We start from the raw sequence: 14,355 nt of genomic DNA on the forward strand, positions 1-14,355 counted from the left end.
CGGGGGTCCGGGGCCGTCGTCCGTCCCGCCCCGCCCGTCGGGCGCGGACGTCGGCCCCGGACCCCCGACCGTGGGCCGTTCCCACGTGGATGGCGCCGGAGATGCCCGGCGCTCGCTGCACAGCCGGCGCGCCACCGCCCGGGCGGTAAATCGCGTGACACCGGCCAGGCGCCCCGGCAGGATCGTCGTCCGTGCCACGCCTCCCGCAACCGGCCCCCGCCGAACTCCGCCGCGACCCACTGCCGTTGCGCGGCCGCACCGCCCTGGTCACCGGGGCCGGCAGACGCGGGGGCATCGGCTATGCGGTCGCCCGCAGGCTCGCCGCGTACGGCGCGAGCGTGTATCTGCACCACCATGTCCCGCACGACGCCGCACAGCCCTGGGGAGCGGATCCGGGCGGCCCCGAAGCCGTGGCCGAGGGGGTGCGCGAGGCGCTGGGCGACCCCGGGGCCACGGTCGCGCACGGGCCGGGCGACCTCACCGGCCCCGGGGCCCCGGCGCGGCTGGTCGGGGCGGCGGCGGAGGCGCTGGGCGGGCGGCTCGACATCCTGGTCGCGAACCACGCGCTCAGCGGGCGCGACGGTGACCTCGACACGATCGACGCGGCGATGCTCGACGCCCACTGGGCGGTGGACACGCGCTCGGTGATCCTGCTGGTGCAGGCGTACGCGCGGCTGCGCCCTCGTGGGGAGCGCCCTCGCGGCGGGCGCGTCATGCTGATGACGTCCGGTCAGGACCTCGGCGGGGGAATGCCGGGCGAGATCGCCTACGCACTCGCCAAGGGCGCCCTCGCCTCCGCCACCCGTACGCTCGCCACCGCGCTCGCCGGCCGTGCCGTGACCGTGAACGCGGTCAATCCGGGCCCGGTGGACACCGATTACATGACGGGCGACGACTACGACACCATCGCCGCGATGTTCCCGGCCGGGCGCTGGGGCATGCCCGACGACCCGGCGCGGCTCATCGCCTGGCTGGCGACGGACGAGGCCGAATGGGTCACCGGTCAGGTCATCGACTCGGAGGGCGGCTTCCGCCGCTGAGGCCGCCCGGGTGCCGACTCCCGGGGCCGCCGGGGCGCCGGGGCGGTCGAGACCGCCGAGACCGCCGAGACCGCCGAGACCGCCGGGGCCGTCGTCGGGTCCGTCGCGGCCGGAGGCGGCGAGGACGCCCGGCCAGCGTGATCAGTCGGTGCCGACGCCGTCGATCAGGCGGTTGAGGAACCGGTTGAACGTGGCTTCGGGAGCCAGTGGGCGCCCGGGTGCGCCGAGGGCCTCGGCGAGTTCCGGATGGTGGCCGTCCGCGGCGACGGCGGCGAGGTAGCGGGCCTCGGCAGCTGCCCGGTCCGGGGCCCGGGCGGCCTTCGCCTGCGCGATCTCGTAGCCGACGTGCCCGGCCACGAAGGCGGTGAGCTGGGCGAAGACCTCCAGCCTGGCCGCGCCGTCCAGCCCGGTGGGCCGCAGCGCGGCGAGCGCGCGTTCCAGGAAGGCCAGGGTGTTGGGGCCGGGCGTCCGGTGGGTGGACAGCGCGGCGGGCAGCCACGGGTGCCGCAGCATGAGGCCGCGCTGAAGGCGGGCGACGGCCCTCAGGTCGGCGCGCCAGTCGCCGGTCGGGACCTCCGTCAGCGGCAGTTCGCCGCTGACGTGGTCGACCATCAGCTCCAGCAGCGTCTCCTTGTCGGGGGCGTAGCTGTAGAGCGACATGACGCCGGCCCCGACCTGCGCGGCGACCCGCCGCATGGTGACCGCGTCCAGCCCTTCCGTGTCCGCCAGGGCGACGGCCGCCGCCGTGATCGCCTCACGGCTGAAGGCGGGCCTGCGCCCCCTGCGCGGTCCGGCCGGCGCCAGCCAGAGCTGCTGCGGGTCGACGCCAGTGGCGCCGGACCCGCTCTCCCGGGTCACGTCTGCGTACTCCTCTCCCCGTCACCGCGGCTCGTGCGGAAGGTGACACGCGCATCCAAGCATGGCCTATTCTCGTACGGCGTACGAGAATGATGGAGGGGAACGATGACATCACCCGCGCACGACGCCGTGCCGCGACCGGCCTGGGCGCCGCCCCCCGGCAGACCGCCGCTGTCCTCACGGATGATGAGGGCGACCTGGCGCCGTCTCCCGGCCCGGCGGTACGAGGCCGGCCTGGAGCCGGGACTGGTGGTTCCGGCCGCCGACGGCAGCCCGCTGATCACGGACCACTACTTCCCGCGGGCGAAGGGCGACTTCCCCACCCTCCTCGTGCGCTCCCCGTACGGCAGGGGCCTGCCGTGGTCACCCATGTACGGCATGCTCTTCGCCGAACAGGGCTTCCACGTCGTGCTGCAGAGCTGCCGCGGCACCGGCGGCTCGGGCGGGCGGTTCCATCTGTGGCACAACGAGGCCGCGGACGGCCTGGCCACCGTGTCCTGGCTGCGCGAACAGCCCTGGTTCGACGGGACCCTGGGCACCGTCGGCCCCAGCTACCTGGGATACGTGCAGTGGGCGCTGGCCCTCGACCCGCCGCCGGAGCTCAAGGCGATGGTCGTCCAGGTGGGCCTGGGCGACCCCCACGCCCTCTTCCACGAGGGCGGTGCGCTCCGACTGGAGAACGTGCTGGCCGTCGGCGCGGGCATGACCTTCCAGCACCGGGGGACGGGCCCCTTCCTGAGGGCTACGCTGCGCCTGCGGCGCAGGCTGGGCGAGATCACCACGGCGCGACCGCTGCGCGGCGCCCACGTGCACGCCCTCGGGGAGGAGGTGCCCTGGCTGGACGAGGTGATGACGCATCAGGACGCCGGCGACCCGTACTGGCGCGGCGCGTCCGCCGGCGAGGCGGCGGAGCGGCTCGGCGTGCCCACCGCCCTGATCACCGGCTGGTACGACGTGCTGGCCGACCAGACCTTCGACCAGTACCGCCGCCTGCGCGGGGCCGGGTGCGAAACCGCGCTGCTCGTCGGCCCGTGGACCCACACGTCCGCGCTCCAGCAGGGCTGGCCCGAGGTGTTCGCGGAGAGCCTCGCCTGGCTGCGGGCACACCTGTGCGCCGACGCCTCAGGCCTGCGGCGCACGGCGGTGCGCGTCCACGTCGGCGGCGCGAACGTCTGGCGGGACCTCGGCGAATGGCCGCTGTCGCCGGCCGTCACGTCATGGTTCCCCACGCCGCAGGGGCACCTCACCCGACTTCCTCCGTCGGACGCGGCGCCGCTGACGGTGTTCCGCTACGACCCCGCCGACCCCACTCCCTCGGTCGGCGGCCCGCTGCTCTCCCGCACCGCGGGCCCCCGCGACAACCGGGACCTGGAGGCGCGGGACGACGTCCTGACGTTCACCGGCCCACCGCTGGACGAGCCCGTGGAGATACTCGGCCCCGTCTCCGCACGGCTGGGCGTGTCCGCGGACACCGGGCACTGTGACGTCTTCACCCGCCTGTGCGACGTGGACGGGCAGGGCCGTTCGGTCAACGTCTGCGACGGCCTGGTCCGGCTGCGCACGACGGGGCGGGAGCCGGCGGAGGTCACCGTGCCGATGGGCTCCGCGGCCCACCGGTTTCCCGCCGGACACCGGATCCGCTGGCAGATCAGCGGAGGCGCCCACCCCCGCTTCGCCCGGAATCCCGGCACCGGGGAGCCGGCGGCCGACGCCGTCGGTCTCGCGCCGGTCCGCGTTACGGTCCACGCGGACTCGGCGCTGATCCTTCCCCACGGGCCCGGCCCCGGCCCGCGGCACCCCGGCTCGTCCTGACCACCGCGGTCGGCCCTGCCGCGCCTCGGCCCGTCCTGGCGGTCCCTTGGGCCCGTCCTGACGCACCCGCCTGCTCCGTGCCCGGGCGGCGAGGCCGCCCGGGCGACGGCGTCGGACGGGTCTGCGGGCCGGTCGGCGGCGGGGCCGTCCGCCCCGGTGTCCGGCCGCGAGGCACTTCGGATTGAGGCGTGCGGTCGGTTCACCGGGACCGCCCGCGGCCGCGGGCTGGGCACCCAGCGGGCCGGGGGTGCCACCGCGCGCGGCGTACGCGCCGGCCGGCGACGATGTTGGAGGAGGGCTCTGAAGCGCTTCGACACCTTGGTCATCGGTACGTCCGACCGCTTCGCGCACGCGGCCGCGGCGGGTGGCCTTGGCCGAGTACCGGCCAAGGCACCCGCCGGGTCCGCGGCCACGGCACGCGGACCCGGCGGGTGGCGGCCGTGGCCGGTGGAACGGCGCCCGGACCGCCGCGTGTCACAGCTTGGACAGCTCGTCCACCAGGTCGTCCAGCCCCAGGGACCCCTGGGAGAGCGCGGCCATGTGCCATGCCTTCGCGTCGAAGGAGGAACCGTGGGCGCGACGGGCCGCCTCGCGCCCGAGGAGCCAGGCACGCTCGCCGAGCTTGTAGCCGATCGCCTGGCCCGGCATCGACAGGTAGCGGGTGAGTTCGCTCTCGACGAAGTCCGCCGGGCGGCCGCTGTGGTTGCCGAAGAACTCCTGCGCGTACGCGGGGGTCCAGCGCTCGCCGGGCCGGTACGGGGAGTCCGCGGGAATCTCCAGTTCCAGGTGCATGCCGATATCGACGATGACGCGGCAGGCGCGCATCATCTGGGCGTCGAGGTAACCGAGGCGCCTCTCCGCGTCGCCGAGGAAGCCGAGTTCGTCCATCAGCCGCTCCGCGTAGAGCGCCCACCCCTCGCAGTTGGCGCTGACCATGCCGACCGTGGCCTGGTAGCGGGAGAGCTGGTCGGCGACGTGCGTCCACTGCGCGAGCTGGAGGTGGTGGCCCGGCACACCCTCGTGGTACCAGGTCGACACCAGGTCGTAGACGGGGAACCGGTTCAGGCCCATCGTCGGCAGCCAGGTGCAGCCGGGCCTTGAGAAGTCCTCCGAGGGGCCGGTGTAGTACGGGGCGGCGGCGCCGCCGGGCGGAGCGATGCGGGACTCCACTCTCCGCACCCGCTCGGCGAGTTCGAAGTGCGTGCCGTCCAGTGCCTCGATGGCCTCGTCCATCAGCCGCTGGAGCCAGTCGCGCACCTCCTCGACGCCCTCGATGTGCGTGCCGTGCTCGTCGAGGTGGGCCAGCGCCTCCCAGGGCGAGGCACAGCCGGGCAGGATCCTCTGCGCCTCGGTCTCCATCTCGGCGCGGAGCCGGTGGTATTCGGACCAGCCGTACGCGTACGCCTCGTCGAGGTCCAGGTCGGTGCCGTTGAAGTAGCGCGACCAGCGGGCGTACCGCTCGCGGCCGACCGTGTCGGGGGCGCCCTCCACGGCCGGGGCGTACACGTCCCGCATCCAGTCGCGCAGCCGCGCGAAGGAGTCCGTGGCGGCGGCCGCCGCCGCGGACAGTTCGGTGCGCAGGGACTGCGGGCCGCCGCCCGCGAACTCCGCGAACCAGCCGCCGTCCTGGCCGACCCATTCGGTCAGCTGGCCGATGAAGGTCTCCGTCTGGCGCGGGCCGGCGAACAGCTTGCGTTCCAGTCCGGCGTCCAGCGAGGCCCGGTAGCCCTCGACCGCCGCCGGTACGGCCCGCAGCCGCTTGGCGACCGCGGCCCAGTCGTCCTCGGTCGCGGTGGGCGTGAGCGTGAACGCCTCGCGGATGCTGTGCACGGGAGAGTGGATGTTGCTGACGGCCCGCAGGCCCTCGTCCGCCTCGTGCACGGCGAGCTCGGCGGTCAGCCGCTCGCGCAGCAGCCGCGCGCAGCGCCGCTCGGCGTCGCTGTCGCCGCCGGGCAGCCGCTCGGCCTCGTCCAGCTTCGCCAGGGTCGTGCGGGCCAGTTCCGCGACCGCCTCCTGGCCCGCCGGGGAGAAGTCGGGAAGCCTGGGGTGGCTGTCGGCGGTGCCCAGGTACGTGCCGAGGATCGGGTCGAGGCTGATGAGGTCGTCGACATAGGCGTCGGCGACCTGGCGGGGCAGCAAGCTGCTCTTCGTGTCGGACATGCGGCCCATACTCGTATGCCGGGGGGCCTCGCGTCATCACCGTCCCCGGCCGAGTGGCCTGTTACGAGTGGCGTGGCGGGTTCGGCACCGCGGCGGCCCGTCCGGGGACGGCGGCGGTCCGGTACGACGGGCGGGCACCCGTTCAGGACGGCGGCGGCAGCAGCGGACCGCAGTCCCACTGCTGGAAGATCAGCCGGGTCTCCACCCTGGCCACTTCCTTCCGCGATGTGAACTCGTCGAGAACCAGCCGCTGGAGATCGGCCGTGTCCCTGACCGCGACATGCACCAGATAGTCGTCGGGCCCGGTCAGATGGAACAGTGCCCGGGACTCGGGCAGGGCCCGGATGCGCTCGACGAACGGACCGATCAGCTCCCGGCGGTGCGGTCTGACCTGCACCGAGAGCAGGGCCTGCAGCCCGCGCCCCAGCTTCGCGGCGTCCAGTCGCAGCTGGTGCCCGAGGATCACCCCGGACCGGCGCAGCCGGGTCACCCGGTCCAGACAGGTCGACGGAGCCACGCCGACCTCCGCCGCCAGCTCGCGGTAGGTGGTCCGGGCGTCGTTCTGCAACAGCCGCAGAATCTCCAGGTCCACCGGGTCCAGTACGACAGATTCGGTCACATGTCGAACGTAGCACGGTCATTTTCCGCTACCATCCGGTAACTGTTCAGTCTGCATGCCATGGACACGCGTACCGACACCGCCGCCCGCCCGGCACCCCGGGCCCTGGCCACCGAAGCCGTGCACGCCGGCCGCGAAGACCTCGCCGGCCTCGGACTGCACGCCCCGCCGCTCGACCTGTCCACCACCTACCCCTCGTACGACTCCCGGGCGGAGGCCGCCCGCATCGACGAGTTCGCCGCCACCGGGGCACGGCTGGACGGCCCGCCCGTCTACGCCCGGCTCGACAACCCGACCACCGCGCGTTTCGAGACCGCCCTGGCCAGGCTGGAGGGCACCGAGGCCGCGGTCGCCTTCGCCAGCGGCATGGCCGCCCTCACCGCGACGCTGCTCGTACGGGCCTCCATGGGCCTGCGCCACGTCGTCGCCGTACGCCCCCTGTACGGATGCAGCGACCACCTGCTGACCGCCGGGCTCCTGGGCTCCGAGGTCACCTGGGTCGACCCGGCCGGAATCGAGGAGGCCATCAGACCCGACACCGGACTGGTGATGGTGGAGAGCCCCGCCAACCCGACCCTGGCGGAACTCGATCTGCGGGCGATCGCCCACGCCTGTGGCTCCGTCCCGCTGCTGGCCGACAACACCTTCGCCACCCCCGTGCTCCAGCGGCCCGTGGAGAGCGGCGCCCGGCTGGTGCTGCACAGCGCCACCAAGTACCTCGGCGGGCACGGCGACGTGCTCGGCGGCGTCGTCGCCTGCGACGAGGAGTTCGCCCGCAAGCTGCGACAGGTGCGGTTCGCCACCGGGGGAGTGCTGCACCCGCTGGCCGGATACCTGCTGCTGCGCGGCCTGTCCACGCTGCCGGTGCGGGTCAGGGCCGCCTCGGCCACCGCCGCGGAACTGGCCCGCAGGCTCGGCGCCGACCCGCGGGTGACCCGGGTCCACTACCCGAGGCTGGGCGGCGCGATGGTCGCCTTCGAGGTGGACGGCGACCGGGTGGAGCCGCACGAGGTGATCGCCGGGGTGCGGTTGATCACCCCGGCGGTCAGCCTCGGCAGCGTCGACACCCTCATCCAGCACCCGGCCTCGATCAGTCACCGCATCGTGGCGGAGACGGACCGGCAGGCCTCGGGGGTCAGCGACCGGCTGCTGCGGATGTCCGTGGGTCTGGAGGACGTCGAGGACCTGTGGCAGGACCTCGACGCCGCGCTCAGTGCCCGGGGAACGGCGGAAGACCGTGCGCCGGGGCAGCGGAGTGCGCGGACCGAAGACCGGCACGTGCCTGCCTGACGTCCAGCCGGGCCGTGATCACCAGCGTGCCCTCCTCCAGCTGGTAGTCCAGCGGCCGTCCGAGAGCGCGCATGGCCGCGACCATGGCGGTGTTGGACGACTGGGTGACGGCGTACACGCTCTCGCAGCCCGTCTCCTGCGCCATCGTCACCAGCCGGCCCAGCATCTCGCCGCCGATTCCGCGGTGCTGCCAGTCGTCCTCGACGAGGAGGGCCACCTCGCACTCGTCGCCGTCCCAGAGGAGATGACCGAGGGCGACCAGCCGTTTCGAGGCGGTCTCGGCGGCGAGGGTGCGGCCGAAGCGCGGACTGAGCAGGTGGTTGAGGTAGCGGTCCGCGTCGCCGACCGGTCCGTGGTAGCGCAGGCTCAGCGTCTCCCGTGAGCAGCGGTCGTGCATGGCGCGGGCCGCGGGGACGTCGGACAGGTCGGCGCGGCGCAGGGTGATCTCGTTGCCCTCGGGCAGGGTCAGCACGTCCTGGGCGAGCGGGATGCGCGGGCCGAGCCGGGTGTCGAGGTCGACCAGGGCGCGGGCCCGCGCGAATTCGGTCGGGGTGAACGGGAGATAGGGGCGGGTGATGGTGATGCAGCCGCCCGAGGGATCCCGCAGGCGCATCACGGTCTCCTCCAGTACGCCCTCGGCGGGCACGGGGTCGGGAGTGGGACGGCCCGTCAGGGTGGTCACGGGCACCGACTGAATACTGCACCTTCCCAGCAACTGGCGCAGCGCCAGGGGCAGTTCCGCGGGATCCAGCGCGGTGCGGGTGGCCAGGGACAGCACCCTGGCCGGGGTGTCGACGAGGTCGTGCGCGTCGGCCCGCTCGATCCAGGTGTCCCGGCCGCCCGCGGCGCCCGCCTCCCGGGTGAGGACCTCGGGCCCCACGGAGGCCGGGGCGCGGAGCAGGAACTCGTCGACGGTGCCGTCGCCCAGCGGGTGGGTCTGCAGCGTGAGTATGTCCACCCGGTGCAGGGCGAGGACCGTGCACAGGGCCGCGAGGCTGCCCGGCTCGTCGCGCACCGTGGTCCGCATCCGCCACAGCGCCGTGCCCTCGTCCTCCGCCTCGCCCGGGAGAGGGGAGCGGAGCGGGCCGGGTGCCGTGGCGCCGGTATCGGACGCGGCCGGCGGCGCATGGCTGTGGCGGCGTGCCCACCACGTGTGGAACAGCGCCGTGCCGGCCAGCGCCACCGCCGATGCCACCAGCAGGACCGGTCCGTCCGGACCGTGGACGATCATGTTTGCGATCGAGTCGGCCACCGCCACGGCCGTGAAGAGGGCGGCCAGCTCGACCAGGTCGCGCCGCCAGTGATGCGAGCGGCGCGTTCTTTTCGCGGATGCCGTGTGAGTCATGACCACACTGTGAAGGAGTGGTGTTGCGCGATCACGAACGCTTTGTGACTGACGGGTTAAGTGTGCTTAGGGGGCTTTATGCCCGTTTCAACCATTCTTCCGTGCCAGTAGTTCGCGCAAACGCCTGGCCTGGGTCACCAGTTGTGACGAGCCCCGCCGCCCGGCGGCCTCTTCCAGCCCGGGTACACCGACGGGTGCCGCCTGCCCCGTGCCACACCTCTCCACACAGTCGGCGGCCACCGCGAGCAGTTCACCCGCCCCGCGCACCGGGGTGTCACCGGACAGCAGCGCCGGCAGCACACCCCGCAGCACCTCCCACGTCGTGGCGTACGCCCCCGTCGAAGCCGCCGTGCGCGCGGCGTCCGCGAGCCGGCTCGTCCTGATCGCGCCGAGGCCCGCCAGCTCGGCCAGATCCGCCGCGAGCCGCCCGGGGTCCAGCTGCCCGCGCGCCGCCAGCGTCAGCATGGCGTCCACCGAGGCGATCCGGTCCTCGGCGTGCCGGGCCGCCAGGCCGTACGCCACCGAAAGGTGCGTCGCCCCGCCCGCCGGACCCTCGCCCTCCGCCTCGCCCTCGGCGAGCAGGGGCAGATGGGCGGCGCCTCCGCGCGAGTCCTCGATCGCCGCGTCCGCCACGTCCTGCAGCAGCCGGGCCGCCACGGTGTCGCGATGCCAGGGGAGCACCGCCGCCCAGTCCGGGAAGGGCGACTCGCCCCAGTGCCGGCAGTGGGACTCGTCGAACGGCGCGACGGGACGGCCCAGTCCGTGGAACGCCGCGGGGAACGGCGGCCCCAGCAGCTCTGTGAACCCTCCGAGGCCTATCAGCGGACGAGGGACGGCCTCCGTGACGTCCGCCCAGTACCGCCGGGCGCGGCGGCCGACCTGTCTCTCCTCCGCGGGCCGCCCGGCGCCGCCCGTCGTCAGCCAGGCCGCCAGCCGGCGGCCCTCCTCCGTGCCCAGCGCCTCCGCGCGCCGGGCGTGCTCCTCGTCCGGGCCGGGGCGCAGCCGCAGCAGCGCCTGCGCGAAGTCCGCGGGAGCTGCCGGGACGCCGAGGCGCGCGAACTCCCCCAGCCTGTCGATCAGTTCCCCCGTGTCCAGGGCTCCCGTGCTCCAGGTGGGCGTGGCGAGCAGGAACGGCACCCGCCGCTCCCGCACCAGCAGGGCAGCCTCCCGCACCCGCTCGTTGTGCGCCCGGACCAGCGCCTCGTGGGCGCAGCGCACTCCGGAGTCGCCCCGCCGCCCCGCTTCGGTCAGTGTCCTCCTCCTCACCATCCCCGTCAGGGAGGCGGCCACCGCCTCGATGCCCCAGGGAGCGACGTCGAAGGCCTCCGCCCAGTAGACGGACTGCTCGCCCCACCGGCACCTGGCCGTGACCGGCCGCAGTGCCTCCACCAGCGCGTCGCGGTCCCGGTGCGCGTGGCGCACCAGCCCGTCGAGAACGCGCTCGGACTCCGCCACCGTGCCCGGCGACGCCAGCAGGGCGCCCACCCGCTCGGCGAGTTCCGCCACGGACGCGAACGGCGCCTCGAGCCGCACCGGGACCGGAACCGGCGGCAGCACCTCCTCGTACGGCTCGGGCTCCCCGGCCTGCGCGGGAAGCCCGAACAGTTCCGCGGCCCGCGGGCGCAGTCCGGGACCGAGCAGCCCGACCGCCCCCGCCAGTTCCTCCCGCACCCCGGGGCCGACGGAACCGAGATGACGGCCGACGAGCTTCAGCGCCCGCTCCCGCACGTCGGAGTCGTCGTGCCCGAACGCCTCGGCGACGGTTGGGAGCACTTCGTCCGCCTGGGCGGGATCGCGCCCGAGCACCTTGCCGACGAGCACGAGCTGGGCCCGCGAGAGCTTCTTCTCGGTACGGAACAGCACGGCTCTGCTCAGCTCGGCGAGCCGGTACGCCGAGAGGTCCCCGCCCAGCGCCATGCCGCCCAGCACCTTCTGGGCGTGCCCCGCCACCGTCGACGGGGCGTCGGCCGCCAGGGCCAGCCAGTCGGGGATCCGCTCCCGCCGCTCCTCCTCCGTGAGCTCCAGGGCCTGAAGGACCTGCAGGAACCAGCGGTACTCGACCTGGCTGCCACCGCGCAGCAGCCGGGCCAGAGCACAGTCCACGAGGATCTTGCGGTCCAGGACGCCCTCGTCGGCCAGGGCCGCGAGCACGTGGGGCCAGCTGTTGGCGGCGTCCGCCCCGCTGATCCACCGCATGCGGTCGGCGACGCCCTCGGCCTCGAACAGCAGGGGAAGGAGGACCGTAAGCTCCGCGTCGGTGCGCAGCCGGGCGAGCAGCGTGCCGCCCCGGCACCCGTCCCCCATACGGGCGTCCACCCAGCCCCGTACGTACCCCTCCGTGGCCGGTACGGGGCAGCCGGCGAGCCGCACCAGCCCGGAGATCAGCCCGTACCGGTCCTCGGCCGCGGAGTGCGCCGCGAGCCGGTGCGCCACATCGGTCTGCCACGCCGGGTCCCGGTCGGCCAGCACGTCCAGCAGCAGCCCGTCCGGCGTCTGCCACCACCGCGTCTCCGACGCCGTGATCCAGGCCGCCGCCGCGGCGGCGCCGGTGTTGCAGGCGGCCCCCGCCGCGTGCACGGCGGGGCGGGGCGAGCGCCCACCGCGCGGCGGCGACCAGTCCCAGTTCCTGGTCTCCTTGCGCAGCGCCCGCAGCTCGGGCAGACACGCACGGCGTTCCGGACCGGTCATCGTCCGCAGGATGCCCGACAGCTCGGCCGTGCGGCCGGCCCGCACCGCGTCCATCAGGGTCACGGCACTCACCGCGCACCCCCCGCGACCAGCGCGCCCCTGCGGGCCATCCGGACGGCGAGCGCGTGCTTGCACGGCCCGCGGCCGCCGCGGTACTTCGCCCACCACAGGCACGTACAGCTGAGCACGCCGTGGTCCTCCCGCACCCGGTGCACATGGCCGTCCTCGGCCGTCACCGTGGCCTGCGCCCCCTCCAGGGCCACCGCACCCGCGGCCAGCAGCCCGCGCGCGGCCCGCAGCCGCGGGTTGTGCCGCTCCGCCCGGTCGGCGTCGTACGGCAGTTCGCGGTGGAAGTACGCCGCGTCCGCCGTGTCGTACCCGACGCGGCCCGCGGTGCCGAGCCGGGTCAGCGCCGCCCGCACCCGGGCCGGGCCGAGCCCGGAGGCCGCCGCCAGATCCCCGGTGTCGATGCGCGGCTCCCAGGCCAGCAGCACCGCTATCAGCTCCGCGTCACCCGCGGCCTCGTCCGTGGCCAGCGCCTCCAGCACCCCGCCCTCGCCGGAGAAGCCCCGGGCCGTCTCGGGCGACAGGGTCAGCGTCAGCCGCATGCCCGGCATGACGACCTCCCAGGCACTCGCGGCCGGGGCGCCGCCCGCGAGGACCGGCGGACCGTAGACCCGCAGCGCCGTCGCGTGGCGCAGCACCCGCTGGAGTGCCGCCAGCCGCTCGGGCCCGGGCAGGCAGACGGCGCCGGGGACCGGACGGCTCGTCGGGCGCAGACCGGAGCCGGCGGGGACCACCCACCGGGCGCCCCTGGAGGCTCCGCGCGCCGCCGCCCCCCTCGGCAGCGACCGCAGGAACCGGACGGCCTCGGCGGCCGTCAGCTCGGCACGCAGGTCGAAACCGGACGCGATCACCTGGGCCTCCGCGAAACCGCGCAGCCAGCGGTCGGGCAGCGGCACCTTCTTCTCCACGACCGGGCCGTCGAGCGTGGTCACCCGCAACTCCTCGGGCCCCACCCGCAGATGAAGCGGGTCACCCGCCCCCACCCGGGAAAGTGCCTCGCGCAGCGGGTTGTTGACGTCTACGTTCGTCGTGCCGTGCCCGGCCTCGCCCCCGTCCAGCCCGTCGCGCAGCACGTCCAGCCGCGCGTAGACCCCGCAGCAGCCGGAGAAGGACTCGAAGCGCAGCCTGTCGCCGTTGCCGGACACCACCGGGTCGAGAGACGCGGGCGACTGCCGCTGGTAGTAGCGGGCGGCGGCCACGTCGGCCACCGCGAGCAGCCCGGCGGAGGCGGCCTGGGGGCTGGTCAGGAAGCCGTCGAAGAAGCGCGGGTGGGCCTCGGCGCCGGACGGGGTGAGCCCGCCCGAGGTCTGCAGCCCCAGCAGGCTTCCGTCGCCTGACGGCAGCAGGGCCGACGGGCCGAGATAGGCGTAACTCTGTACCGATCGCGTCATGGCCGAGAACGTAGCCCCGTCCACTGACAACGCCCGGTGACCTGCGGTGACGCCCTTCTGGACCGGGGCGTGCCTACGATCGCGGGGTGGCACTCTTCCGGCTCGAACACCTTGCCCCGCTGACCGTCGACGAGGCCTGGCGGCGCGTCACGGACTGGGAACGCCACGGCGGCGCGGTCCCGCTGACCCGCGTCACCGTGGCCTCCGGGCGGTCCGCCGGCCGCGGCACGGTTTTCGTCGCCCGCACCGGCGCCGGGCCGCTGGGCTTCGACGACCCGATGGAGGTCGTCGAGTGGAGCCCGCCGGCCGCCTCGGGCGGCGCCGGGCGGTGCCGACTGGAGAAGCGCGGACATGTCGTCACCGGGTGGGCGGAGATCGAGGTTCGCCCGCACACGGCCAGGACCTCCCGGGTCGTGTGGACGGAGAGCGTGCGGGTGCGCGGCGTGCCCGCGTTCCTCGACCCGCCGCTGGCCCGCGCCGGCCGTCTGATGTTCCGCAGGGCCCTCGCCGTGCTGCTCGCCGACGTCGGCACGCCCTGACGGCCGTTCCGGTCAGTTCCAGCCGGTTCGACCGGATCCGGGCCGGCGGCGTCCGGCGACCGGCCCACCGCGGTCCGTCCGGGCTGCGGTGGCCCGGCTCCGGCACCCGCGAGGCCCCCCGCCGACCGCAGCCCGGCGACTGTCCCGGGTCCGTCGCCGTCGCCGGGTCGACACCCGCCCGTTCCGGCGCCTCCCACGACGTCTCCGGCATCAGCCGCTGATGCGGATCCATTGCCGGCGCCTCTCGCGGAAAGCCGCCGGGCAACCCGCGGCGTGCCATCGACGGACGCACGTCCGGAGTTGTCCGGGCGGCCGGCGGCCGTCAGGACGGCAGGACGGCAGGACGGCACTGGCCGCGGTGACGCCGCGGACGGCACGGGCTCCGCAGACCGGCACGGGTCGCGGTGGCGGCCGGGTGCTCGGCCGCGGACAACGCCATCGCGAAGCACCTCGGTACGTCCGGGGACGCAGCCGCGTCCCCGGAGCGGAGCCCGGTCGGCGATGTCGCGGAACGGCCAGGGCCGAGGGGTCAGGGCCGGGTCAGGGC

10 protein-coding genes and 1 pseudogene are annotated in these 14,355 nt (G+C 74.9%); 4 read left to right on the forward strand and 7 right to left on the reverse strand.

Annotated features, from left to right (window positions below; all coding sequences use genetic code 11):
- Nucleotides 1-191 precede the first annotated feature (191 nt).
- On the forward strand, nucleotides 192-1,040 hold the full coding sequence (locus tag GUY61_RS23475) for an SDR family oxidoreductase (protein WP_166632216.1): 849 nt from the start codon (nucleotides 192-194) through the stop codon (nucleotides 1,038-1,040).
- A 141-nt stretch (nucleotides 1,041-1,181) separates the two neighbouring features.
- On the opposite strand, the gene GUY61_RS23480 is transcribed toward GUY61_RS23475, so the two are convergent.
- Nucleotides 1,182-1,898 (reverse strand): TetR/AcrR family transcriptional regulator, encoded by a 717-nt coding sequence (locus tag GUY61_RS23480; protein ID WP_166632217.1) that lies wholly within the window; start codon nucleotides 1,896-1,898, stop codon nucleotides 1,182-1,184.
- Nucleotides 1,899-2,003: 105 nt separating this feature from the next.
- On the opposite strand from GUY61_RS23480, the gene GUY61_RS23485 reads away from it, so the two are divergent.
- Nucleotides 2,004-3,710: a CocE/NonD family hydrolase gene (locus GUY61_RS23485; protein ID WP_166632218.1), complete on the forward strand. Its 1,707-nt coding sequence runs from the start codon at nucleotides 2,004-2,006 to the stop codon at nucleotides 3,708-3,710.
- 474 nt (nucleotides 3,711-4,184) lie between these two features.
- Here the strand turns inward: GUY61_RS23485 and GUY61_RS23490 are convergent, their stop codons facing one another.
- Together GUY61_RS23490 and GUY61_RS23495 are read right to left on the reverse strand one after the other, a co-directional pair.
- A complete protein-coding gene (locus GUY61_RS23490; RefSeq protein WP_166632219.1) occupies nucleotides 4,185-5,870 on the reverse strand; it encodes a DUF885 domain-containing protein in 1,686 nt (561 codons plus the stop codon).
- Between the two features lie 142 nt (nucleotides 5,871-6,012).
- Nucleotides 6,013-6,489, reverse strand: coding sequence for an Lrp/AsnC family transcriptional regulator (locus GUY61_RS23495; protein WP_166632220.1), 477 nt, complete (start codon nucleotides 6,487-6,489; stop codon nucleotides 6,013-6,015).
- A 60-nt stretch (nucleotides 6,490-6,549) separates the two neighbouring features.
- Between GUY61_RS23495 and GUY61_RS23500 the strand changes: the two genes are divergently transcribed.
- On the forward strand, nucleotides 6,550-7,779 hold the full coding sequence (locus tag GUY61_RS23500) for a PLP-dependent aspartate aminotransferase family protein (protein WP_166632221.1): 1,230 nt from the start codon (nucleotides 6,550-6,552) through the stop codon (nucleotides 7,777-7,779).
- Here the strand turns inward: GUY61_RS23500 and GUY61_RS23505 are convergent.
- From GUY61_RS23505 to GUY61_RS23515, 3 genes are all read right to left on the reverse strand, one after another.
- On the reverse strand, nucleotides 7,700-9,124 hold the full coding sequence (locus GUY61_RS23505) for a GNAT family N-acetyltransferase (protein WP_166632222.1): 1,425 nt from the start codon (nucleotides 9,122-9,124) through the stop codon (nucleotides 7,700-7,702). The genes GUY61_RS23500 and GUY61_RS23505 overlap by 80 nt on opposite strands.
- Before the next feature lie 87 nt (nucleotides 9,125-9,211).
- Nucleotides 9,212-11,884, reverse strand: coding sequence for a DUF6493 family protein (locus GUY61_RS23510; RefSeq protein ID WP_166632223.1), 2,673 nt, complete (start codon nucleotides 11,882-11,884; stop codon nucleotides 9,212-9,214).
- Nucleotides 11,881-13,269 carry an SWIM zinc finger family protein gene (locus tag GUY61_RS23515; RefSeq protein WP_166632224.1) on the reverse strand — a complete coding sequence of 463 codons (1,389 nt, stop codon included), beginning with the start codon at nucleotides 13,267-13,269 and terminating at the stop codon, nucleotides 11,881-11,883. The genes GUY61_RS23510 and GUY61_RS23515 overlap by 4 nt, the downstream gene beginning before the upstream one ends.
- Before the next feature lie 86 nt (nucleotides 13,270-13,355).
- Between GUY61_RS23515 and GUY61_RS23520 the strand changes: the two genes are divergently transcribed.
- Nucleotides 13,356-13,808 (forward strand): SRPBCC family protein, encoded by a 453-nt coding sequence (locus GUY61_RS23520; RefSeq protein WP_166632225.1) that lies wholly within the window; start codon nucleotides 13,356-13,358, stop codon nucleotides 13,806-13,808.
- Nucleotides 13,809-14,001: 193 nt separating this feature from the next.
- Here the strand turns inward: GUY61_RS23520 and GUY61_RS41915 are convergent.
- Nucleotides 14,002-14,088 (reverse strand): annotated as a pseudogene (locus GUY61_RS41915) (hypothetical protein); the annotation flags it as partial.
- Between the last annotated feature and the right edge of the window lie 267 nt (nucleotides 14,089-14,355).

This window comes from Streptomyces sp. GC420, from assembly GCF_009916105.1.
Lineage (GTDB): Bacteria > Actinomycetota > Actinomycetes > Streptomycetales > Streptomycetaceae > Streptomyces.

What these genes read in the sequence shown, in the direction of transcription:
- GUY61_RS23485 (WP_166632218.1), top strand. Translation starts at nt 2,004, where the DNA reads ATGACATCACCCGCGCACGACGCCGTGCCGCGACCGGCCTGGGCGCCG.
- GUY61_RS23490 (WP_166632219.1), bottom strand. Translation starts at nt 5,870, where the DNA reads ATGTCCGACACGAAGAGCAGCTTGCTGCCCCGCCAGGTCGCCGACGCC.
- GUY61_RS23500 (WP_166632221.1), top strand. Translation starts at nt 6,550, where the DNA reads ATGGACACGCGTACCGACACCGCCGCCCGCCCGGCACCCCGGGCCCTG.
- GUY61_RS23505 (WP_166632222.1), bottom strand. Translation starts at nt 9,124, where the DNA reads ATGACTCACACGGCATCCGCGAAAAGAACGCGCCGCTCGCATCACTGG.
- GUY61_RS23515 (WP_166632224.1), bottom strand. Translation starts at nt 13,269, where the DNA reads ATGACGCGATCGGTACAGAGTTACGCCTATCTCGGCCCGTCGGCCCTG.